Source organism: Escherichia sp. MOD1-EC5950, assembly GCF_002965345.1.
Lineage (GTDB): Bacteria > Pseudomonadota > Gammaproteobacteria > Enterobacterales > Enterobacteriaceae > Escherichia > Escherichia marmotae.
On the sequence record NZ_PTSR01000006.1, the window covers coordinates 17,797 to 38,808 of the forward strand.

At 51.3% G+C, this 21,012-nt stretch carries 22 protein-coding genes; 6 read left to right on the forward strand and 16 right to left on the reverse strand.

Features of this window, described 5'->3' with window-relative positions; genetic code table 11:
- Positions 1-95: 95 nt before the first annotated feature.
- The 5 genes from argD to ppiA all read right to left on the reverse strand — a co-directional run bounded on the left by argD (position 96) and on the right by ppiA (position 3,433).
- Positions 96-1,316 (reverse strand): bifunctional acetylornithine/succinyldiaminopimelate transaminase, encoded by a 1,221-nt coding sequence (gene argD, locus BEA93_RS08975; protein WP_000190011.1) that lies wholly within the window; start codon positions 1,314-1,316, stop codon positions 96-98.
- A gap of 85 nt (positions 1,317-1,401) precedes the next feature.
- Entirely contained in the window at positions 1,402-1,965 is a 564-nt protein-coding gene (pabA, locus tag BEA93_RS08980) for an aminodeoxychorismate synthase component 2 (protein ID WP_000601889.1), read from the reverse strand.
- Positions 1,966-1,996: 31 nt separating this feature from the next.
- Positions 1,997-2,599, reverse strand: a complete 603-nt coding sequence (locus BEA93_RS08985) for a putative adenosine monophosphate-protein transferase Fic (RefSeq protein WP_016249274.1) — start codon at positions 2,597-2,599, stop codon at positions 1,997-1,999.
- Positions 2,589-2,756 carry a YhfG family protein gene (locus BEA93_RS08990; protein ID WP_000736867.1) on the reverse strand — a complete coding sequence of 56 codons (168 nt, stop codon included), beginning with the start codon at positions 2,754-2,756 and terminating at the stop codon, positions 2,589-2,591. Before BEA93_RS08990 ends, BEA93_RS08985 begins: the two co-directional genes overlap by 11 nt.
- A gap of 104 nt (positions 2,757-2,860) precedes the next feature.
- A complete protein-coding gene (ppiA, locus tag BEA93_RS08995) occupies positions 2,861-3,433 on the reverse strand; it encodes a peptidylprolyl isomerase A (RefSeq protein WP_105224513.1) in 573 nt (190 codons plus the stop codon).
- 264 nt (positions 3,434-3,697) lie between these two features.
- Between ppiA and tsgA the strand changes: the two genes are divergently transcribed.
- From tsgA to BEA93_RS09030, 6 genes are all read left to right on the forward strand, one after another.
- Positions 3,698-4,879, forward strand: a complete 1,182-nt coding sequence (gene tsgA, locus BEA93_RS09000; protein ID WP_105224512.1) for an MFS transporter TsgA — start codon at positions 3,698-3,700, stop codon at positions 4,877-4,879.
- Between the two features lie 260 nt (positions 4,880-5,139).
- Positions 5,140-7,683, forward strand: coding sequence for an NADPH-nitrite reductase large subunit (nirB, locus tag BEA93_RS09010; protein WP_000049234.1), 2,544 nt, complete (start codon positions 5,140-5,142; stop codon positions 7,681-7,683).
- On the forward strand, positions 7,680-8,006 hold the full coding sequence (gene nirD, locus BEA93_RS09015; protein WP_000084764.1) for a nitrite reductase small subunit NirD: 327 nt from the start codon (positions 7,680-7,682) through the stop codon (positions 8,004-8,006). Before nirB ends, nirD begins: the two co-directional genes overlap by 4 nt.
- A gap of 124 nt (positions 8,007-8,130) precedes the next feature.
- Positions 8,131-8,937, forward strand: coding sequence for a nitrite transporter NirC (gene nirC / locus BEA93_RS09020; RefSeq protein WP_000493561.1), 807 nt, complete (start codon positions 8,131-8,133; stop codon positions 8,935-8,937).
- 17 nt (positions 8,938-8,954) lie between these two features.
- A complete protein-coding gene (cysG, locus tag BEA93_RS09025) occupies positions 8,955-10,328 on the forward strand; it encodes a siroheme synthase CysG (protein ID WP_000349875.1) in 1,374 nt (457 codons plus the stop codon).
- 276 nt (positions 10,329-10,604) lie between these two features.
- Entirely contained in the window at positions 10,605-10,772 is a 168-nt protein-coding gene (locus tag BEA93_RS09030; protein WP_001031834.1) for a YhfL family protein, read from the forward strand.
- Between the two features lie 108 nt (positions 10,773-10,880).
- Here BEA93_RS09030 and BEA93_RS09035 read toward each other — a convergent pair whose 3' ends face one another.
- The 11 genes from BEA93_RS09035 to rpe form a co-directional block, all read right to left on the reverse strand.
- Positions 10,881-11,966, reverse strand: a complete 1,086-nt coding sequence (locus BEA93_RS09035) for an aminotransferase class I/II-fold pyridoxal phosphate-dependent enzyme (RefSeq protein WP_000847166.1) — start codon at positions 11,964-11,966, stop codon at positions 10,881-10,883.
- Positions 11,967-11,977: 11 nt separating this feature from the next.
- Positions 11,978-13,282 carry a YhfT family protein gene (locus BEA93_RS09040; RefSeq protein WP_000366842.1) on the reverse strand — a complete coding sequence of 435 codons (1,305 nt, stop codon included), beginning with the start codon at positions 13,280-13,282 and terminating at the stop codon, positions 11,978-11,980.
- An 11-nt stretch (positions 13,283-13,293) separates the two neighbouring features.
- Positions 13,294-13,647, reverse strand: coding sequence for a DUF2620 domain-containing protein (locus BEA93_RS09045; RefSeq protein WP_001517214.1), 354 nt, complete (start codon positions 13,645-13,647; stop codon positions 13,294-13,296).
- A gap of 10 nt (positions 13,648-13,657) precedes the next feature.
- Positions 13,658-14,536: a phosphotriesterase-related protein gene (locus BEA93_RS09050; protein ID WP_000151144.1), complete on the reverse strand. Its 879-nt coding sequence runs from the start codon at positions 14,534-14,536 to the stop codon at positions 13,658-13,660.
- Positions 14,533-15,759, reverse strand: coding sequence for a phosphopentomutase (locus BEA93_RS09055; protein WP_001517216.1), 1,227 nt, complete (start codon positions 15,757-15,759; stop codon positions 14,533-14,535). The genes BEA93_RS09050 and BEA93_RS09055 overlap by 4 nt, the downstream gene beginning before the upstream one ends.
- Positions 15,760-16,923: a YhfX family PLP-dependent enzyme gene (locus BEA93_RS09060; protein WP_001517217.1), complete on the reverse strand. Its 1,164-nt coding sequence runs from the start codon at positions 16,921-16,923 to the stop codon at positions 15,760-15,762.
- An 83-nt stretch (positions 16,924-17,006) separates the two neighbouring features.
- A complete protein-coding gene (locus tag BEA93_RS09065) occupies positions 17,007-17,369 on the reverse strand; it encodes a hypothetical protein (protein ID WP_000450044.1) in 363 nt (120 codons plus the stop codon).
- Positions 17,370-17,385: 16 nt separating this feature from the next.
- Positions 17,386-18,291: a GntR family transcriptional regulator YhfZ gene (gene yhfZ / locus BEA93_RS09070; RefSeq protein ID WP_001254804.1), complete on the reverse strand. Its 906-nt coding sequence runs from the start codon at positions 18,289-18,291 to the stop codon at positions 17,386-17,388.
- 282 nt (positions 18,292-18,573) lie between these two features.
- Entirely contained in the window at positions 18,574-19,578 is a 1,005-nt protein-coding gene (trpS, locus tag BEA93_RS09080; RefSeq protein ID WP_000165548.1) for a tryptophan--tRNA ligase, read from the reverse strand.
- Positions 19,571-20,329, reverse strand: coding sequence for a phosphoglycolate phosphatase (gene gph, locus BEA93_RS09085; RefSeq protein WP_001517219.1), 759 nt, complete (start codon positions 20,327-20,329; stop codon positions 19,571-19,573). Before gph ends, trpS begins: the two co-directional genes overlap by 8 nt.
- Positions 20,322-20,999 carry a ribulose-phosphate 3-epimerase gene (gene rpe, locus BEA93_RS09090; RefSeq protein ID WP_000816280.1) on the reverse strand — a complete coding sequence of 226 codons (678 nt, stop codon included), beginning with the start codon at positions 20,997-20,999 and terminating at the stop codon, positions 20,322-20,324. Before rpe ends, gph begins: the two co-directional genes overlap by 8 nt.
- Positions 21,000-21,012 lie beyond the last annotated feature (13 nt).

The window sequence follows — 21,012 nt, forward strand, 5'->3', positions numbered from 1 at the left end:
GAACAAAATCGAGGGTCAGATAAGGCACATACACCGTATCCGACGCCCTTTGCCTGGTGCGACGCTTACCGCGTCTTATCAGGCTTACTCCCGTTTTACGCCGCAATCACCTTCGCCACTGCGCGGGCAAAACGCTGCATCCCTTCGTCGATATCCGCATCTTCCACCACCAGCGACGGCGCAAAACGCACCACATCTGGTCCGGCGTTCAGCACCATTACACCTGCATCCGCACCCGCATAAAGGAAATCACGCGCCTTACCTTTGTATTGTGGTTTCAACTCCGCACCAATCAACAGCCCCATGCCGCGAATATCGCTAAACACATCGTACTGCTGATCAATCTTCTGCAAATGCTCAACAAAACGCTGACGTTTCGCCTGAATGCCTTCCAGCACGACCGGCGTATTGATGATATCAAACGCCGCCCCAGCGACCGCACAGGCTAGTGGATTACCACCGTAGGTGGAACCGTGCGAGCCAGGATGAAACGCAGACGCAATCTCCGCCGTGGTCAGCATGGTGCTAATCGGGAAACCACCGCCTAACGCTTTGGCGGAGGTCAGAATATCCGGCGTCACACCGTAGTGCATATAGGCAAATAAATCGCCTGTCCGCCCCATCCCGCACTGCACTTCATCAAATACCAGCAATGCCTGATGTTGATCGCACAGTTCACGCAAGCCCTGCAGAAACTCCGGCGTCGCAGCCGTCACGCCGCCCTCGCCCTGAATCGGCTCAACAACCACTGCGCAGGTATGATCATCCATCACTGCTTTCACCGCGTGGAGATCGTTAAAGGGAACATGAATAATGTCTGCCGGTTTTGGCCCAAAGCCGTCAGAATATTTCGGCTGGCCGCCCACCGAGACGGTAAACAATGATCGGCCATGAAAGGCGTTATGGAAGGCAATAATTTTGGTTTTGAACGGGCTATGGCGCACACAAGCGTAATGACGTGCCAGTTTAAAGGCAGTTTCGTTGGCTTCCGTCCCGGAGTTCATAAACACCACTCGTTCGGCAAAGGTCGCCTCAATCAGTTTACGCCCAAGACGTAATGCTGGTTCATTGGTGAAAACGTTGCTGATATGCCACAAGGTTTCGCCCTGGGTTTTTAACGCTTCCACCAGCGCCGGATGGCAATGACCTAACGCCGTAACCGCAATCCCCCCCGCGAAATCGACATACTCCTTACCCTGTTGATCCCAGATTCGGCTACCCTGGCCTTTTACTGGAATAAACTCTGCCGGTGCATAAATCGGCAGAATCACTTCATCGAAAGTCGCGCGTGTAATTGCTGTTTGTTCAGTTGCCATCTCATGATCACCCTGTTACGCATAAATCATTATGAAATTATAATCACAAAATATGCATAAAAAATCATTAAATGGCAACCAGAAATCAGCGATGCAGGAAATTAGCCAGCAACTGATGCCCCTGTTCGCTAAGAATACTTTCCGGATGAAATTGCACCCCTTCGAGATCCCACTGGCGATGGCGAATCCCCATAATCTCGTGGGTCTCGCTCCAGGCGGTCACTTCAAAACACTCCGGCAGCGAGTCGGGGTCCACCACCAGTGAATGGTAGCGCGTCACGGTTAATGGATTTGCCAGCCCCTGAAATACGCCTTCGCCGTTATGCGTAATGGGTGAGGTTTTGCCGTGCATTACCTTTGCGGCGCGTACCACTTTAGCGCCGAAAACCTGCGCCATCGCCTGATGCCCCAGGCAAACGCCAAGAATCGGCAACCGTCCGGCATAGTGACGAATAACCTCAAGGGAAATCCCGGCTTCATCTGGCGTACAGGGTCCAGGCGATATGACAATTTTCTGCGGTTTAAGGGCGTCAATATCCGTCAGCGTCAACGCATCGTTGCGCTTAACCAGCACATCCGTCCCCAGTTCACAAAAATACTGGTAGAGGTTCCAGGTGAAAGAATCGTAGTTATCAATAAGCAGGATCATGGCGGCTCCGGTACGAAAGAACCGCGCTATTTTACTCAGATTCCCCGGCTTCGCTTACCACTTTGCTAAATATCGTCTTCAGCGCAGAGAGATCGCCCATTGCCCCGCTCTGATTAGCCTGATTCCACACCTCTTTTTCGATGCCCTGCCAGCTCAATTGATAGCCAGCATGAATCGCCAGTTGTTCGAAGAAGATACGCTGCGCAAGGCCACTTCCCGCGCGGAATGGGTGCAGGACGTTGATTTCACAATAGTAGTGTGCCAGCCGCTCAACGAACTTCTCTTTCTCAAGGCCGACCAGATAACCTTCTTCCTCCAGATCCTGCATCAGGGCATTGCCCTCTTTTTCGATATAGGCAAAGTGGCAGAATGGTGTATCTCCTTGATAAATGTCAACTTCGCGTAATTGGCCCGCCCAGTCGAAAATATCCTGATAAAGCTGGCGATGAATAGCACGCAAATGGGGTAAACCGCGCATCAGCGGACCAAGCTCAATGGTCGCGGCGCGCAGCGCCGTCATTTCGTAAGCGGCCTGCTCCAGTCGCTGCTGTTGGCGGATATCCAGTCGGTTACGCATGATGTCGAGGCCAGGATAAAGATACGGGTCGCGCCCTTCTCCGAACTTATCGCTCATAGTGCCTCCTTAGCTCTTCAAGGCGCACCAAAGCCTCAGCGGCAGTAAGCGTCACCAAGGGGCTCTCGACACCTTCGAGACGGCGGCTGGCCTGGAAATTACGATTACGCTGAAGTTCCCAAAGACGGGACTTTTGCTTATCGGTGAGTTTCTTCACTTGATGCCTCCCTGAACGTGTCCGTTTGCCACAAGTATAAGCGGCAAATGCAGGTTACGCCGGGAGAGCAGATGCGCGGACAATATTGCCCGCGCGAGAAATCGTTACGGCAGGACTTTAGCGGAAAGGATAACGACCGGCTTTGACGGCACATTCTGGTATGGACCAACATCATGAGTCGGCACCTGGGAAATCTTGTCTGCGACATCCATCCCTTTTACCACTTTACCAAAGACGGCGTAGCCGAAATCACGCTGACCGTGGTCGAGGAAGGCGTTATCGGCAACGTTAATAAAAAACTGGCTGGTTGCGCTGTCTTTATCAGCAGTACGCGCCATAGCAATCGTGCCGCGCGTGTTGCGCAGACCGTTATCAGCTTCATTTTTGATCGGCGGATTCGGTTTTTTCTGCTGCATCTGCTCGGTGAAACCGCCGCCCTGAATCATAAAGCCCGGGATCACCCGGTGAAAAGTGGTGTTGTTATAAAAACCGCTGTTCACATAATCGACAAAGTTTTTCACTGATACCGGTGCTTTCTGGCTATCCAGCTCCAGTTCGATATTACCAGCAGAGGTTGTTAACAATACGTGCGGGTCCCCTTTCGCTGCCATTGCTACAGGTGAGAGAGCAGAAAGAGCGAAAACAGCTACAAAAGCTGCCAGGGTCGATTTGAACATGAGATTTCCTTAACAGAGCAGAAAAAAAGCAAGTGAAGAGATTCTAAATAGCCTTCAATGACAAGGCCATTCCTTTACCTAATTTTACGTACTTGAAATATATGTAACCTGATGATCACTTATATTCCGTGATCAGAATCACTTTAAATATTGCAAATTAGCAACCGTTTGCAATTAGATATTTAATCAGATCACAAAATCACCTAAAATCGCCCGCTCGCGGCATACCCACTATGCCATTTTCTCTTTCAACGCAGGCCAATCATGACTAACAGCAATCGCATTAAGCTCACATGGATTAGCTTTCTTTCCTACGCACTCACCGGTGCGTTGGTTATTGTCACCGGGATGGTGATGGGGAATATTGCAGATTATTTCCATCTGCCCGTTTCCAGTATGAGTAACACCTTCACCTTCCTCAATGCCGGAATTTTAATCTCTATCTTCCTCAACGCCTGGCTGATGGAAATCGTCCCGCTGAAAACGCAGTTACGTTTTGGCTTTCTCCTGATGGTGCTGGCGGTTGCTGGTTTGATGTTCAGCCACAGTCTGGCGTTGTTCTCGGCGGCGATGTTCATCCTCGGGGTGGTCAGTGGTATCACCATGTCGATTGGTACGTTCCTGGTTACACAAATGTATGAAGGGCGTCAGCGCGGTTCTCGCTTGCTGTTTACCGACTCCTTCTTCAGTATGGCCGGGATGATTTTCCCGATGATCGCGGCATTTTTGCTGGCACGTAGCATTGAGTGGTACTGGGTTTATGCCTGCATCGGGCTGGTGTACGTCGCTATTTTTATTCTGACCTTCGGCTGTGAGTTCCCGGCACTGGGCAAACATGCGCCAAAAAATGACGTTCCGGTAGTGAAAGAAAAATGGGGAATTGGCGTGCTGTTTCTCTCCATTGCGGCGCTGTGCTACATCCTCGGTCAGTTAGGTTTTATCTCCTGGGTGCCGGAGTACGCCAAAGGTCTGGGCATGGGCCTGAACGACGCAGGAACGCTGGTAAGCAACTTCTGGATGTCGTACATGGTCGGCATGTGGGCCTTCAGCTTTATTCTGCGTTTCTTTGACCTGCAACGTATTCTGACCGTGCTGGCAGGACTGGCCGCGATTCTGATGTATGTCTTTAACACTGGAACACCGGCACATATGGCGTGGTCTATTCTCGCTCTGGGCTTCTTCTCCAGCGCGATCTATACCACCATCATCACCCTGGGTTCACAGCAAACCAAAGTGCCGTCCCCAAAACTGGTTAACTTCGTCCTCACCTGCGGAACCATCGGCACCATGCTGACCTTTGTGGTTACTGGCCCGATTGTAGAGCATAGCGGTCCACAGGCGGCGCTGCTCACTGCAAATGGTCTGTACGCTGTGGTATTCGTGATGTGCTTCCTGCTGGGTTTTGTCAGCCGTCACCGTCAGCATAACACCCTGACCTCTCATTAATTGCCAATATCGGGCGGCGCTTTCGTCGTCCGGTTTTTTCCTCTCTTCCCCTCAACCTATCCTCATATCTTTAAACTCTCTTATTTTGTCTATTTTTTGCACACACACGAAATGTCAGACAATTCCGTAACTTAAGAATATTTATACAAATCAGTAATATACCCCTTAAGAGGTATATAAAGGTGAATTTGATTTGCATCAATAAGTGGGGTTGCTGAATCGTTAAGGTAGGCGGTAATAGAAAAGAAATCGAGGCAAAAATGAGCAAAGTCAGACTCGCAATTATCGGTAACGGTATGGTCGGCCATCGCTTTATCGAAGATCTTCTTGATAAATCTGATGCGGCCAACTTTGATATTACCGTTTTCTGTGAAGAACCGCGCATCGCTTATGACCGCGTACACCTCTCGTCTTACTTCTCTCACCACACTGCCGAAGAGCTGTCGCTGGTGCGCGAAGGCTTTTATGAGAAACACGGCATTAAAGTTCTGGTCGGTGAGCGCGCGATTACCATCAACCGTCAGGAGAAGGTGATCCACTCCAGCGCCGGACGTACCGTTTATTATGACAAGCTGATCATGGCGACCGGTTCCTACCCGTGGATCCCGCCGATCAAAGGTTCTGATACCCAGGACTGTTTTGTCTATCGCACCATTGAAGACCTCAACGCCATTGAATCCTGCGCCCGTCGCAGCAAGCGCGGTGCCGTTGTTGGTGGCGGCCTGTTAGGTCTGGAAGCCGCTGGCGCGCTGAAAAACTTAGGCATTGAAACCCACGTTATCGAATTTGCCCCTATGCTGATGGCGGAACAGCTTGATCAGATGGGCGGCGAACAGCTTCGTCGCAAAATCGAAAGCATGGGCGTGCGCGTTCACACCAGCAAAAACACCCTCGAAATTGTGCAGGAAGGTGTCGAAGCACGTAAAACCATGCGTTTTGCCGACGGTAGCGAGCTGGAAGTTGACTTTATTGTCTTCTCTACCGGTATCCGTCCGCGCGATAAGCTGGCGACTCAGTGTGGCCTGGACGTGGCTCCGCGTGGGGGTATCGTTATTAACGATTCCTGCCAGACTTCCGATCCGGATATCTACGCCATCGGTGAATGCGCAAGCTGGAACAACCGTGTGTTTGGTCTGGTAGCACCGGGCTACAAAATGGCTCAGGTGGCTGTTGACCACATTCTTGGTAGCGAAAACGCATTTGAAGGTGCAGATCTTAGCGCCAAGCTGAAACTGCTGGGCGTAGACGTGGGCGGTATTGGCGATGCGCATGGTCGTACACCAGGCGCGCGTAGCTATGTTTACCTCGACGAAAGCAAAGAGATTTACAAACGTCTGGTTGTCAGCGAAGACAACAAAACGTTGCTCGGTGCGGTACTGGTGGGCGATACCAGCGACTATGGCAACCTGCTGCAACTGGTACTGAACGCCATTGAACTGCCGGAAAACCCGGACTCGCTGATCCTGCCTGCCCACTCTGGCAGCGGTAAACCATCTATCGGTGTTGATAAACTGCCGGACAGCGCGCAAATCTGCTCCTGCTTCGACGTCACCAAAGGCGATCTGATTGCTGCCATCAACAAAGGCTGCCACACCGTTGCAGCGCTGAAAGCCGAAACCAAAGCGGGTACAGGCTGCGGTGGTTGCATTCCGTTGGTTACTCAGGTGCTGAACGCCGAACTGGCGAAACAGGGCATCGAAGTCAACAACAACCTGTGCGAACACTTCCCATATTCGCGCCAGGAACTGTTCCATTTGATTCGCGTTGAAGGCATTAAAACCTTCGAAGAACTGCTGGCAAAACACGGCAAAGGCTACGGTTGTGAAGTGTGTAAACCCACCATCGGTTCGCTGCTGGCGTCCTGCTGGAACGAATACATTCTGAAACCGCAGCATACTCCGTTGCAGGATTCTAACGATAACTTCCTCGCTAATATCCAGAAAGACGGCACCTATTCGGTGATCCCGCGTTCTCCGGGTGGTGAAATTACCCCGGAAGGTTTGATGGCTGTAGGTCGTATCGCACGTGAATTTAATCTCTACACCAAAATCACCGGCTCCCAACGTATTGCGATGTTTGGTGCACAGAAAGACGATCTGCCGGAGATCTGGCGTCAACTGATTGAAGCGGGATTCGAAACCGGTCATGCCTATGCGAAAGCGCTGCGTATGGCGAAAACCTGCGTGGGTAGCACCTGGTGCCGCTACGGTGTTGGCGACAGCGTCGGCCTCGGCGTAGAACTGGAAAACCGCTACAAAGGCATCCGCGCACCGCACAAAATCAAGTTCGGTGTCTCTGGTTGTACCCGTGAATGTTCAGAAGCGCAGGGCAAAGACGTAGGTATCATCGCCACTGAAAAAGGCTGGAACCTGTACGTTTGCGGTAACGGCGGCATGAAACCGCGTCATGCGGATCTGCTGGCAGCGGATATCGATCGCGAAACGCTGCTCAAATATCTCGACCGCTTCATGATGTTCTACATCCGTACTGCCGACAAACTGACCCGTACCGCACCGTGGTTAGAAAACCTCGAAGGCGGCATCGATTACCTGAAAGCGGTGATCATTGATGACAAACTGGGTCTGAACGCACATCTGGAAGAAGAGATGGCGCGCCTGCGTGAAGCTGTAGTGTGTGAGTGGACTGAAACGGTCAATACGCCGTCTGCACAGACTCGCTTCAAGCACTTCATCAACAGCGACAAGCGTGACCCGAATGTGCAGATGGTGCCTGAGCGCGAACAGCACCGTCCGGCAACGCCGTATGAACGTATTCCGGTAACTCTGGTGGAGGACAACGCATGAGCCAGTGGAAAGACATCTGCAAAATCGATGACATCCTGCCTGAAACCGGCGTCTGCGCGCTGTTAGGTGACGAGCAGGTGGCAATTTTCCGTCCGTATCACAGCGACCAGGTGTTTGCTATCAGCAATATCGATCCGTTCTTCGAATCCAGCGTACTGTCACGCGGGCTGATTGCGGAACATCAGGGTGAGCTGTGGGTAGCCAGCCCGCTGAAAAAACAGCGTTTTCGCTTAAGCGACGGCTTGTGCATGGAGGACGAACAGTTCTCCGTCAAGCATTACGAAGCACGAGTGAAAGACGGCGTAGTACAACTGCGCGGTTAATGTTTTAACGGGAGGCGCAATGCCTCCCCTTTTTGCATTGTCCTGTAATAACCTTCGGTATATTGCAGGACATTTTTTAAACTCTTTGTTTTATTTTTTGTTTTTATTTTTTAAGGATAATCAAATGTTTACAGACACTATCAATAAGTGTGCGGCGAACGCTGCGCGCATCGCACGCCTGTCGGCAAATAACCCGCTTGGCTTTTGGGTCAGCTCCGCAATGGCGGGAGCTTATGTGGGTCTTGGGATCATCCTGATTTTCACGCTCGGCAATTTGCTCGATCCGTCCGTGCGTCCGCTGGTGATGGGGGCAACTTTTGGTATCGCCTTAACGCTGGTGATTATCGCCGGTTCTGAACTGTTCACCGGACACACCATGTTCCTCACCTTTGGGGTGAAAGCTGGCACCATCAGCCACGGGCAAATGTGGGCAATTCTGCCGCAAACCTGGCTGGGTAATCTGGTCGGTTCCATCTTCGTAGCGATGCTCTATAGCTGGGGCGGCGGTAGCCTGCTACCGGTGGATACCAGCATCGTCCATTCTGTCGCGCTGGCCAAAACCACCGCACCGGCGATGGTACTGTTCTTCAAAGGCGCATTGTGTAACTGGCTGGTTTGCCTGGCAATCTGGATGGCGCTGCGCACCGAAGGCGCGGCGAAATTTATCGCTATCTGGTGGTGTCTGCTGGCGTTTATCGCCTCCGGCTATGAGCACTCCGTTGCCAACATGACGCTGTTCGCCCTCTCCTGGTTCGGCAACCATAGCGAAGCCTACACTCTGGCGGGCATTGGTCATAACCTGCTGTGGGTGACGCTGGGTAATACTTTATCTGGCGCCGTATTCATGGGATTGGGTTATTGGTATGCTACGCCGAAAGCTAATCGTCCGATTGCGGACAAATTTAATCAAACTGAAACGGCTGCAGGTTAATCAGTAAGGGGTTTTACGTGGATCATTTGCCTATATTTTGCCAATTACGCGATCGCGACTGTCTGATTGTCGGCGGCGGTGATGTCGCGGAACGCAAAGCCAGGTTGCTGTTGGACGCAGGCGCTCGCTTAACGGTGAATGCATTAGCGTTTATTCCGCAGTTTACCGCATGGGCAGATGCTGGCATGTTAACCCTCGTCGAGGGGCCATTTGATGAAAGCCTTCTCGATACCTGTTGGCTGGCGATTGCGGCTACTGATGATGATGCGCTTAACCAGCGCGTCAGCGAAGCCGCTGAATCTCGTCGTATCTTCTGTAACGTGGTAGATGCACCGAAAGCCGCCAGTTTCATTATGCCGTCCATTATCGACCGCTCACCGCTAATGGTAGCGGTCTCCTCCGGCGGCACATCTCCAGTCCTGGCGCGCCTGCTGCGCGAAAAACTCGAATCACTACTGCCTCTCCATCTGGGTCAGGTGGCAAAATATGCCGGACAGTTACGCGGTCGGGTGAAACAGCAGTTCGCCACAATGGGTGAGCGTCGCCGTTTCTGGGAAAAACTGTTCGTCAATGACCGTCTGGCGCAGTCGCTGGCGAACAACGATCAGAAAGCCATTACTGAAACGACCGAACAGTTAATCAATGAGCCGCTCGATCATCGTGGTGAAGTGGTGCTGGTTGGCGCAGGTCCAGGCGATGCCGGGCTACTGACGCTGAAAGGCCTGCAACAAATTCAGCAGGCTGATGTGGTGGTCTACGACCGTCTGGTTTCTGACGATATTATGAATCTGGTACGCCGCGATGCTGACCGCGTTTTCGTCGGTAAACGCGCGGGATACCACTGCGTACCGCAGGAAGAGATTAACCAGATCCTGTTGCGGGAAGCGCAAAAAGGCAAACGCGTGGTGCGTCTGAAAGGCGGCGATCCGTTTATTTTCGGGCGTGGCGGCGAAGAGCTGGAAACGCTGTGCAATGCAGGCATTCCGTTCTCGGTGGTTCCGGGCATTACCGCAGCTTCTGGTTGCTCTGCCTATTCGGGTATTCCGCTAACACATCGCGATTACGCCCAGAGCGTGCGCTTAATCACCGGGCACTTAAAAACGGGTGGCGAGCTGGACTGGGAGAATCTGGCGGCAGAAAAACAGACGCTGGTGTTCTATATGGGGCTGAATCAGGCCGCGACCATTCAGCAAAAGCTGATTGAATACGGAATGCCAGGTGAAATGCCGGTGGCGATTGTCGAAAACGGTACGGCGGTTACGCAACGCGTGATTGACGGTACGCTCGCGCAACTCGGTGAACTTGCGCAGCAAATGAACAGCCCGTCTTTGATTATTATTGGTCGGGTCGTTGGCCTGCGCGATAAATTAAACTGGTTCTCTAACCATTAATTTAAAAAAAATTATCTAAGGCCGGATATTTCTGGCCTTTTTATTTACAATAATCACCATATTAATTTTTATTTTCAGCAGACATAAAACAACTTTTTAACTAATTTGTTTTTTAACAACTCCCCACAGTTACAGTGGCTTACAAATATAATTGAATTATTAATAGTCCACTCACTGACGTGTCATAGATATTCCTGTATTGTCTCTAACGAGCTATTTGCTTATATTCACATAATTAATGAATATTACTCGATATATTTTACATAGGGAATGAGAATGAACAAGTTTATTAAAGTAGCATTGGTAGGTGCGGTACTGGCAACGTTAACTGCATGTACTGGTCATATTGAAAACCGTGACAAAAACTGCTCTTATGATTACCTTCTGCATCCGGCAATTTCTATTTCTAAAATCATTGGCGGCTGCGGTCCGACTGCACAGTAATCTCTTAACAGAGATCGGTTAATGCTGTTTTAATTACCTGACGCCCTCTATTTTTACCAGAGGGCGTATTTGTTTTTACCTTGCCTTTAAAAATATCGTTCACAGCAGTTAAATACAGGCAATACTCTCGCGCAAAATACGCAGCACTGTCTCCTCACCACTACGATTAGGATTAATACGAATCGCACAATGTTCTAATTGTGGATTCGCCTGACGAAATGTCCCGGAAAGACGATAAAAGAGCGGCGGAATTTCATATTTCGACTCCGCACCAACTGGATATGGCAATGCACCGCGTTTCTGCGCTTCTTCCAGTACCCTTGCAGCAATCGGCTGATGGAACTCCACAATCAACACCTTCGACTGCGCATTGGCAATGACGGCGCTTTTAACTTGTGGCACTGCGCCACCGTTGAGCAAGGTCAGCAACCTTTCAGATACCCTCGCCTGTACCGCATGCATCACCGGCGCAAAAACCAGTCCGCGCAAGACTTCCAGCGCCTGAGCGCCCTGAATCTGGCTGCCTCCGGAGTAAAGCGTGGCACGAATACGGTTGATGGCATCAGCATCGCCTACCACCGCACCAACACCCTCCGGCCCAAACAGCTTGAAGCAGGAAAAAGTTGAGACATTCGCCCCGCATTCGCAGCCAATCCGCGCCACCTTCATCACCGCATAGTTGTCATCAGTTAACGCTGGAACACCCGCCAGGCGCAACGTTGCCAGCACATCTGCCAGAATGTAGCGATCCTGCGGCTGCTGGCGTGTATGTTGTACCAGTGCCGCATCTGGTTGTTGCTCTTCGACGATTTGCTTAAGTGCCGACAGGTCATTGAAATCAGCGGTAATAAGCGTCAGCCCCATCTGCTCAATAATGACCCGCGTAGTCGGATAAACAGGCGCATCATGTACCAGAAGACGCTGCCCGGGCTTGAGCAAAGCTGCCAGCCCGGCACGGATCGCCCCAGTGCCAGCGCCTTGCACCAGCGCCGCCGCTTGCGCATGAAACACACCCGCCAGTACCTGTTCCACACGTTGAGTAATGCGCGGTTGATTCAACCCCGGCGTTAATCCCAAATCACCACAGGTAAGGAACTCACCGCCAGGGAAATAGCGGCAAATCGTGTCCACCAGCGCAAACTGCTTTTGCTGTGCTTCAGCAAGAGTCAGGCTTTGCAAGGGAAACGTCTTCATAAGTGCATTCCTTAAGCCGGAACAAACAAGCCAAGCCAGTAAAGAACATTCAGCAGAATGCCGGTGATCATCACTGCCACCACAGGTGCCGCCATTTTCTGTACCGGACGCCCCAGAGATTCGTTGAGGAAGTAAATGGCGACCGCAATAGAGAATCCGGTATAACCCGCCATTTTGATTGCCGCGAAAATCGAACCGACCAACAGAGCCACTTCCATCAGCATATTCATGGCGTTACGAATGTTATCCGACGCATTACGCACTGACGGGTAGCGCCCCAGCCATTTACCTATCGACCGTAACAACAAAACTTCCGCCGAAATAACCACTGCGCCCAATACCGCCGCAACCATCGGATTAGGCGAGAGATAGCCCACCGCATAGACAAAGGTAAAGCCAGCAACCGCATACACCCCCGTGGCTAACGCAGTGGTGGCAATCAACGGCACAAAACCCAGCCCGCGCATAAATTCTGCCAGCGCCGCCTGATTGATCAGCGTTTGCGATTGCTCCGGCGTGACGCCTGCGGAGTACGCTTTCTCAAGGGTGAAGATCGACACTTCGCTACCAGCAAAAATTTTCATACTGGCAACAGCAGCGATCAGCGCTCCGACAATGGCGATATACGGAAGATTTTTGATAATCCGCGACGTGCGCTCTTCAAAGACCGAAAATCCGCTGGCATCGATATCATTTTCATCACGATGACGCAGGTCGTGAGTTATCGCGATCCCCAGCAGCATTACCATGCCAATAAAGATTTCGATGGATTCCGGATTAAGATGCGGGAAATAACGCACCACCACGACGCGAGTCATCAACACGACGGCGGCAGCGATCAGGCTTTGCTTCCAGCCAAACTGGTAGAAAATCGCCACCAGCGGGAAGAGTGCAAAAGCAGAAACTACCGGAGAGCTTAATTCCCCCAGACTACCTAAAACATCAACCGGCAGCGCAGTCAGCAACTGGTTTACCGGCAGCAGGCAGGTGAGGATCAGTATCCCCCAGATTGCGCCAAGGCCAAACGCCATCAGGCTGTTTATCGCCAGTACGCCGAGGATATCGGTAGGAAGAAAAAGTAACCATGCGTTGAGCAGGCCGGTTTTCAGGGTAAAGGAGATCCCCACCGATGCCACAAAACCAATACTCAAACCGAAAGCGATACTCCCCGCCTCGCGACGGTTCATATAGCCTTCAATCAATTGTGGCAGGATCGGGCGAATACCATCATGAAATACGGCCGCCGAGCGATGTGCCAGAAGTGATGTCATACCGGTCAGGCACGCCACCACGATAATCTGAATATACAGATCCATAGTCGTGCCTTTTATTTCAGATGGTTAATCAGCATCGGAATCGCGTGTTCAACGTGCTCAACGGAAAGCCCAAACGCCACCTTTCCTTCAGCGATCATTTTGGCGATATGCTCGTCTTTCGCTTTAATACCAGGCCTGGCAATGGTGCAACTTTTGTTATAACCAATCACCGCGATAGCAATCGACAATGCCGCACCTGCGCCGGTATTACACGCGCCGATGTAGTAATCCAGTTGCCCGGATTTCACTTTCATTGCCGCTTCCATGTCGTTATAAATGAAAACTTCAAAACAGCCAGGAGCCGTCGTTTCAATGGTTTTTTTAATCTGCTCACGCTGTAAGCCTGCAACGCCAATCTTTTTCATGAGTCTGTCCTTATTGGAAAAATTGAGAGGGAGTTTCACGTAACATCACATCCACATCGGCCTGACTGAATCCTGACTGGCGCAACTGCGGAATAAAGGTGGTAAATAAAAAGTCATAGCCATAACCACCGTTGGCTTTTAAATGGGAACGACGAGTAATATCCATCGACAGCATGACGCGGTTAAGCAATCCACGGTCGCGGAGCGCGTGAAGCATCGCAATACGCTTCTCATCCGGGTAGTAACTGTTCTTGCCAATGGTGTCGAACTGCACATACGCGCCGAGATCGATCATCTTTAAAATGTTGTCGAGGTTGTCTTTAAGATCGCAGTGCCCGAGGGTGACCCGCGAAAGATCGACACCGTGGGATTGCAGTAGAGCCAGTTGTTCCAACCCCATAGTGCTAAAAGATGTATGAGTGGAAATGGGCCGTCCGGTCTGGTTATGCGCCAACGCGGCGGCAATGAAAACTTTCTCTTCCAGCGGCGTGATTTTGCCCTCACTGGAGCCAATCTCCGCGATGATCCCGGCTTTCAATTCCGTGCCATCGATACCCTGTTCAATTTCATCGACCATCTCTTGCGCCAGCTCCTGCACGCTGCGGGTCGCCACATGCTCCGGGAAAAAGGCATCCTGGTAATAACCAGTACAAGGCACCACGTTGATTCCCGTCTCACGCATCACATCGAGCATAAATTGCGCATTGCGGCCCATGTAACGATTGGTCATCTCAATCACATTACGAACGCCCTGCGCCATCAGGTCGTTCATCTCCTGGCAAATGAACGCATATTGATCAAGGCGGCAATCCACGTTGTTTTTAAAGCCGGAGAGATCAATATGCAGATGCTCATGAGCAAGGGTGTAGCCGGTCGAATCGATGGTCATAAAGAGTCACCCTGAAAGCGAAGGGAAGATAAAAAAGAGCTGCCGTTTTGTGGCGGCGAAGCACGGAAAAATTCACATACTGTGGCTCCAACATCAGAGAGCGTGGGATACACACCCAGACGAGTGGCAGCCAATCCACGCTGATAAACCAGCACAGGCACTACTTCGCGGGTATGGTGGCTGTGGCCGATAGTCGGATCGTTACCGTGATCAGCCATGACGATCAGGCAATCATCCGGCTGCATCGCCTCAACAAGCCGGGCAAGATTACGGTCAACGACCTGCAAACGTTCGGCATAACGTGCGACGTCTTCTGCGTGGCCGGCGAGGTCGGTTTCCTGAATATTGGTGCAAATAAAGGCTGTCGGATGGGCGTTAAATTCGTCGAGAGTGATATCCATAATCCGTTGGCTATCCACCAAATTTTGCCAGCTCATTCCATGAGGATTGCTGACGATATCCGCCACCTTACCCACCAGCACCGTAGGTACGCCTACCTGATGCAGTTGTTGCGGCACCTGCACTTTTTCATCGACACCGTAGCCCATATGTACAACCTGGAAACCGCTGTCATAAGCGCCGGAACGCGGTGCATTTATGCCAATAAAACGCCCTTCCTTGCTTTCTGCGGCATCAAGAATGCGCTGGCTGTCCTGCAACAGGCCGCCAAAAGTAATAACCCTGCCAACCTGTACCTGCTCACGCACCACACGACCAATCTTGACAACTTCATCGAACGGTATCGCAGAGAGATTGGCGGTAACGTTATAGACCTGGCCTAAATCCGCTTCGAGATTGTCGCCAACTGCCACGGCCTGGTTTACCCACAGAAATTGCAACGCATCGCCACGGCGTTCGACCTGCCAGCCCGCAGCCATTAAGGCTCGTTCAACACGATCAATAACGTCGCGAAAGGGCATCCGCAGCGGCGGCAAGGGGCGCGTACCTAAAATTTCCTGATGCCCCATAAAGGTATCGCCACCTTCATGTTGCAGTTCTGCTACGCCCCAGACTGCGCAATCCGATGGCTGCATATCACCCGGCGCATAACCCAATGCATTGATTAGCCCCAACTTCTCAAGAGTCGGCAACTGTAAATGCGGCAACTGGCTAAGAATGTGACCACAGGTATTCGCCCCGGCATCCTGTGGGCGTACCCGCGCAACATCTTTCATTGCGCCTACGCCAAAACTATCGATCACTAACACCACAAATCGCGCCATTTACGCCTCCAGAAGGTTGCCGAGGCTGTCATAGCGACCAACAATTTCCGCCGCGCCGCGCTGAATACCGGACACCAACACCACATCGCTACGGGTGACAAAAATCTGCGTACGAAAACAGAGCACCACCGCGCTACTTACCGGAAACTCACCAGCCAACGGCAGGTAATAGTCGATACTGTTGTCATCCACTGTTTTGAGAAGTGTTTCTGTGATGCTTTGATTTTCTGGAGTAAAAATAAGAGCGTGATGTGCATGACCACGGCGATAGTAACCACCGCCATAGCAATAACTGTCGCCACGGAAGTGGTGGGAAATTTCACTTAACCAAAGCATGGCGATACGTTCGGGTTGATCGCCCTGCTGGTTTGCCGGAATAGTGCCGGTCAGCGCATGACCAGGTTCGGCATGGGTAACACCATATTGCGCTAACACCGGCAACGAAGTGCAACTGGTCGCTGAAGGCGCGTTTAGTTGCTCAAGGGCAGTGCCAGATTTAGCCAGTTGATCCCGCGCCTGTACCAGCGTGTGAAGATTCGGCGTGGGTAAAACTTTCCCGCTTGTTTCATCCCAAAGCAGGCAAGGGAAATGGGTAAGTCCCGCTAAATGTAGTCCTGGTAGTTTTTGGATTTCAGCGACAATGTCATGCAGCGTATTTTGGGTAAAACCGCTCTCCTGCCCTGGATAAAGGAAATCATCGTCGCTATAAACTTTGAGCAGCACAGACTGTACGCATCCAGCCTTCACCGCTGCCGCAGAAATTTCCCGTGCTTTATCGAGGGTAAACACAGTGATAACACCGGTTCCCTGTTCAACGGTGTCAGATACCTGGTGACAAGGGATTTGTACCAGATGCCCCTGATGCGCCACCGGCAAACCGGCGCGACGCATCACTCGTGCCTCTTTGTAGTCCACCGCCACAATGCCGCTGTAGCCCAGCGCCAGCAGCTTTTCCGCCAGCCACGGGTTACGACCGAACTGCTTAGTCATCAGATACAGTTCAATACCGTAAAGCCGTGCTGTCTCAATGAGCCGCTTACCGTTTTCCAGTACCTGATCCACGTCGATCACCCAACAGTCCGGGGCGATCTTGCCCTGCTGCCACAGGCTTAATGCGGCAGAAATCAGCGCCGGGTTCTGGCGTTTCAATGCTTCTACAAACATCTTGTTGCCTCGTTTCCGTTCCTTAATTCAAATATTCATTTTTTTGAATATTTAAGATGTACGACGTGGATTTGCCATGTGCTTCAAAGGTCTTCGTTAGCGGCCATCCATAATCCATAAAGGTTGGCCAGCAGATATCCTTCTTCACACGGGTTAACTTCCAACGCGAATCCCTGCAATAACACCCGATGCAACTGCATGATCGCTGGCCAGTGGCTGGATTGCGCCAGTTCCGTCAGTAATTCGTCATCCAGCGGCAGTATCTGTTCACCGCGACGGCTGCGCATCAGCGCACTCGCCATATGCGTCATCGCCATCGTTCCCTGCTCGCTACGTATGGGCAGATGACATTCTGTTTCCAGAATCTTGACAACCTGCATCATGCCTTTACAGATGTCCTTATCTATGACCCCTGCATCGCAAAGCAGGTTGAGTCTGGTTTCCATTTTAGATGCCTTTTATTTAATAACTGGGTTCCTGTTCCCCGCTGACCACCCGCTGTTGATGGGCAAGCAGGGCGTGTTTATCAACAACCGCACGCAGTAATTGTTGCATTGGGTAATCATCAGCTCGCGTCAGGATCACGGCTTCGGTGGCCTGCAAAAATCGCGGATCGTCTGTGAGCGGCGTCGCTTCTAATCCAAGCATGGCCAGTTCGCTTTCTGCCACCACATTCCAGATCACCGCATCGACATCACCTTTGACAATGCGCTGCAAACTCTCGTGATAGGAGAGATCGACGCGCTCCACACTGCGATCACCAAAAAAGACATCGGTCATGATTTTCTGATCCGCCGAGCGACTATCCAGCCCAACACGCTGCACATTACCGGATTCACCTTTGCGACAAATCAACTGGTGCTCGCCAACGTAGGTGTGCGGCCCCAACTCCAGTGCGAGGCATAAACCTTTTTGTGTGAGATAACTTTCTGCCGCCAGCCGGGAAACCACTGCCATGTCATACACACCGTTAAGCAAACACTCCACGCGAATATCCGCGCCGCGCATATGCGCATAGTAAAAAGGAATGCCATCAAACTGGGCTTTTAACCCGCTCGCCAACCCTTCGTACAGACGGGTATAAGGCAGAGGCATCGCACAGACTACATTGTTGATATCGACATGGCTCAACAGCGCTTTGTTATCCATCTCCGCCAGGAAACTGCCATTACGCCCGCGACGTTCAATGCGTATCGCGCCGCTTGATTCCAGCGTTTTTAGCGCGGCCTGCGTCAGGCCAACGGACGAGCGGCATTCAGTTGCCAGCTCATCAATCGTTTTCAGGCGATTACCGCATTTTTCACCCAACAAATAACGGGCCAGCGTCGTGATGACGACACCTTCTTTTTTGATAAACGTTCGGCGCATAGTAAATTTTCAATAAAGTGAATATTTATATATTCATTAAAATGAAGATAAGTGGCAACCACGAGAGATGGAAACGGCGAGATGCTTCACATTTTTCCGGATTACTGCGAAAAAGGGACAAAAAAACCGGGTTTCCCCGGTTTCAGAGTGATGATAAAAGCAAAACTACATGATGCGCTACGCTTTCCTTCAACATGTTGAATTTACAACATTTTGTAGGCCAGATAAGGCGTTCACGTCGCATCTGGCATAAACAAAGCGCACTTTGCCAACAATGTTGAATTACGGCTTCGCTACAAAACCAATTGCTTCGTAAACCGCTTTCAGCGTGCGGGAAGCGTGTGCGCTGGCTTTTTCTGCGCCGTCTTTCATCACCTGTTGCAGGAAGGCTTCGTCATTGCGGAAACGGTGATAACGCTCCTGCAATTCAGTCAACATTCCGGAAACCGCTTCTGCCACTTCGCCTTTCAAATGACCATACATTTTGCCTTCGAACTGTTTTTCCAGCTCCGGGATGCTCTGGCCAGTCACTGCAGAAAGGATATCCAGCAGGTTAGAAACCCCCGCTTTGTTCTGCACGTCGTAGCGAACTACTGGCGGCTCGTCGGAATCAGTGACCGCACGCTTGATTTTCTTCACTACCGATTTCGGATCTTCCAGCAGGCCGATAACGTTATTGCGGTTATCGTCAGACTTGGACATCTTTTTGGTCGGCTCCAGCAAAGACATTACGCGCGCGCCAGATTTCGGAATATACGGCTCTGGCACTTTAAAGATATCGCCATACAGCGCGTTGAAACGCTGGGCGATATCACGGCTCAGTTCCAGGTGCTGTTTCTGATCCTCACCGACCGGCACCAGGTTGGTTTGATACAGCAGGATATCTGCTGCCATCAGCACCGGATAGTCAAACAGACCAGCGTTGATATTCTCAGCGTAACGTGCAGATTTATCTTTGAACTGAGTCATGCGGCTCAGCTCACCGAAATAGGTATAGCAGTTCAGCGCCCAACCTAACTGTGCGTGTTCCGGTACGTGGGACTGAACAAAGATGGTGCTTTTCTCAGGATCGATGCCACAAGCCAGATACAGTGCCAACGTATCCAGCGTCGCTTTACGCAGCTTCTGTGCATCCTGGCGCACGGTAATAGCGTGTTGGTCAACGATACAGTAAATGCAATGGTAGTCATCCTGCATGTTTACCCACTGACGCAGCGCACCCATGTAGTTACCAATGGTCAATTCACCTGAAGGCTGTGCGCCACTAAAAACGATGGGCTTAGTCATTTTTCGATTCCTGATTTTCGCTTTGCGGAAGCCCTAATGCGGGCAGAAGGTCATTGAGAGACTGATAAATTACATCAGGCTGGCTAAGTTCGATAGCCTCGCCGTAGTTATATCCATAGGTTAAGCCAACAGAAGGACAACCGGCCGCTTTTGCCGCCTGAATATCATTGCGAGAGTCGCCAACAAACAGCATTTGTTGTGGAGCAATGCCCATACGTTCAGCCACCAGTAACAGCGGATCCGGATGCGGCTTTTTGTTTTGTACGTCATCGCCACCGATGACCACGCTAAAGTATTTGGCGATATCTAAAGCTTCAAGCAATGGCGCAACAAACGGCGTCGGTTTGTTCGTGACCAGACCTAACGGCAAGCCTTTGGCCTGCAACGCACCGAGCGTATCGGCAACGTGTGGAAACAAAAACGTCCCTTCTTCAGCAACCTCGCCATAGTAGCGGTCAAACAGCTTACGCATAATACGCACCTGTTCTTGCAATGGGATGTCGTCATCAACAGGCGGCTTACCCATCGTTTTACGCAGGGTCGCACGTTCCTGACGCGCCCAGGTCAGTGCTCGTTCCATCAGAACATCTGCGCCGTTACCAATCCAGGTAATAACTCTTTCTTCGCCTGCGACAGGTAACTCCAGCGCGTACAGCGCCATATCTACCGCGGCAGCAAGACCGGGAGCACTGTCAACCAGCGTGCCATCGAGATCGAAGGCAACGCCCCGAATATCTTCAAACTTATTCATGACTTACCTTTGCCAGTTCACTGCGCATTTCATCAATGACTTTTTTGTAGTCTGGCTGGTCGAAAATGGCCGAACCAGCGACGAACATATCCGCACCCGCCGCAGCGATTTCGCCAATGTTATTAACCTTCACTCCGCCATCCACTTCCAGGCGGATATCGAAACCAGACTCGTCGATGCGGCGACGCACTTCGCGTAGTTTATCTAACGTTTGCGGAATGAAAGACTGACCGCCAAAACCGGGGTTAACTGACATCAGCAGGATCACATCCAGCTTATCCATCACATAGTCCAGATAACTCAACGGCGTGGCCGGGTTGAACACCAGACCCGCTTTACAGCCATTTTCTTTAATCAGTTGCAGCGTGCGATCAACGTGCTCTGAGGCTTCAGGATGAAAGGTAATGATGCTGGCACCTGCGGCAGCGAAATCCGGCACAATGCGATCAACCGGTTTCACCATCAAATGTACATCAATAGGGGCGGTAATGCCGTAGTTACGCAAGGATTTCAGCACCATAGGTCCAATCGTCAGGTTGGGAACGTAGTGGTTATCCATGACATCAAAATGCACGACATCAGCGCCGGCTGCCAGGGCTTTTGCGGTATCTTCACCCAGGCGGGCAAAATCAGCCGACAGAATTGAGGGGGCAATCAAATACTGTTTCATCCGCTTCTCCTTG

What these genes read in the sequence shown, in the direction of transcription:
- argD (WP_000190011.1), bottom strand. Translation starts at nt 1,316, where the DNA reads ATGGCAACTGAACAAACAGCAATTACACGCGCGACTTTCGATGAAGTG.
- pabA (WP_000601889.1), bottom strand. Translation starts at nt 1,965, where the DNA reads ATGATCCTGCTTATTGATAACTACGATTCTTTCACCTGGAACCTCTAC.
- BEA93_RS08985 (WP_016249274.1), bottom strand. Translation starts at nt 2,599, where the DNA reads ATGAGCGATAAGTTCGGAGAAGGGCGCGACCCGTATCTTTATCCTGGC.
- ppiA (WP_105224513.1), bottom strand. Translation starts at nt 3,433, where the DNA reads ATGTTCAAATCGACCCTGGCAGCTTTTGTAGCTGTTTTCGCTCTTTCT.
- tsgA (WP_105224512.1), top strand. Translation starts at nt 3,698, where the DNA reads ATGACTAACAGCAATCGCATTAAGCTCACATGGATTAGCTTTCTTTCC.
- nirB (WP_000049234.1), top strand. Translation starts at nt 5,140, where the DNA reads ATGAGCAAAGTCAGACTCGCAATTATCGGTAACGGTATGGTCGGCCAT.
- nirD (WP_000084764.1), top strand. Translation starts at nt 7,680, where the DNA reads ATGAGCCAGTGGAAAGACATCTGCAAAATCGATGACATCCTGCCTGAA.
- nirC (WP_000493561.1), top strand. Translation starts at nt 8,131, where the DNA reads ATGTTTACAGACACTATCAATAAGTGTGCGGCGAACGCTGCGCGCATC.
- BEA93_RS09030 (WP_001031834.1), top strand. Translation starts at nt 10,605, where the DNA reads ATGAACAAGTTTATTAAAGTAGCATTGGTAGGTGCGGTACTGGCAACG.
- BEA93_RS09035 (WP_000847166.1), bottom strand. Translation starts at nt 11,966, where the DNA reads ATGAAGACGTTTCCCTTGCAAAGCCTGACTCTTGCTGAAGCACAGCAA.
- BEA93_RS09040 (WP_000366842.1), bottom strand. Translation starts at nt 13,282, where the DNA reads ATGGATCTGTATATTCAGATTATCGTGGTGGCGTGCCTGACCGGTATG.
- BEA93_RS09045 (WP_001517214.1), bottom strand. Translation starts at nt 13,647, where the DNA reads ATGAAAAAGATTGGCGTTGCAGGCTTACAGCGTGAGCAGATTAAAAAA.
- BEA93_RS09050 (WP_000151144.1), bottom strand. Translation starts at nt 14,536, where the DNA reads ATGACCATCGATTCGACCGGCTACACCCTTGCTCATGAGCATCTGCAT.
- BEA93_RS09055 (WP_001517216.1), bottom strand. Translation starts at nt 15,759, where the DNA reads ATGGCGCGATTTGTGGTGTTAGTGATCGATAGTTTTGGCGTAGGCGCA.
- BEA93_RS09060 (WP_001517217.1), bottom strand. Translation starts at nt 16,923, where the DNA reads ATGTTTGTAGAAGCATTGAAACGCCAGAACCCGGCGCTGATTTCTGCC.
- BEA93_RS09065 (WP_000450044.1), bottom strand. Translation starts at nt 17,369, where the DNA reads ATGGAAACCAGACTCAACCTGCTTTGCGATGCAGGGGTCATAGATAAG.
- yhfZ (WP_001254804.1), bottom strand. Translation starts at nt 18,291, where the DNA reads ATGCGCCGAACGTTTATCAAAAAAGAAGGTGTCGTCATCACGACGCTG.
- trpS (WP_000165548.1), bottom strand. Translation starts at nt 19,578, where the DNA reads ATGACTAAGCCCATCGTTTTTAGTGGCGCACAGCCTTCAGGTGAATTG.
- gph (WP_001517219.1), bottom strand. Translation starts at nt 20,329, where the DNA reads ATGAATAAGTTTGAAGATATTCGGGGCGTTGCCTTCGATCTCGATGGC.
- rpe (WP_000816280.1), bottom strand. Translation starts at nt 20,999, where the DNA reads ATGAAACAGTATTTGATTGCCCCCTCAATTCTGTCGGCTGATTTTGCC.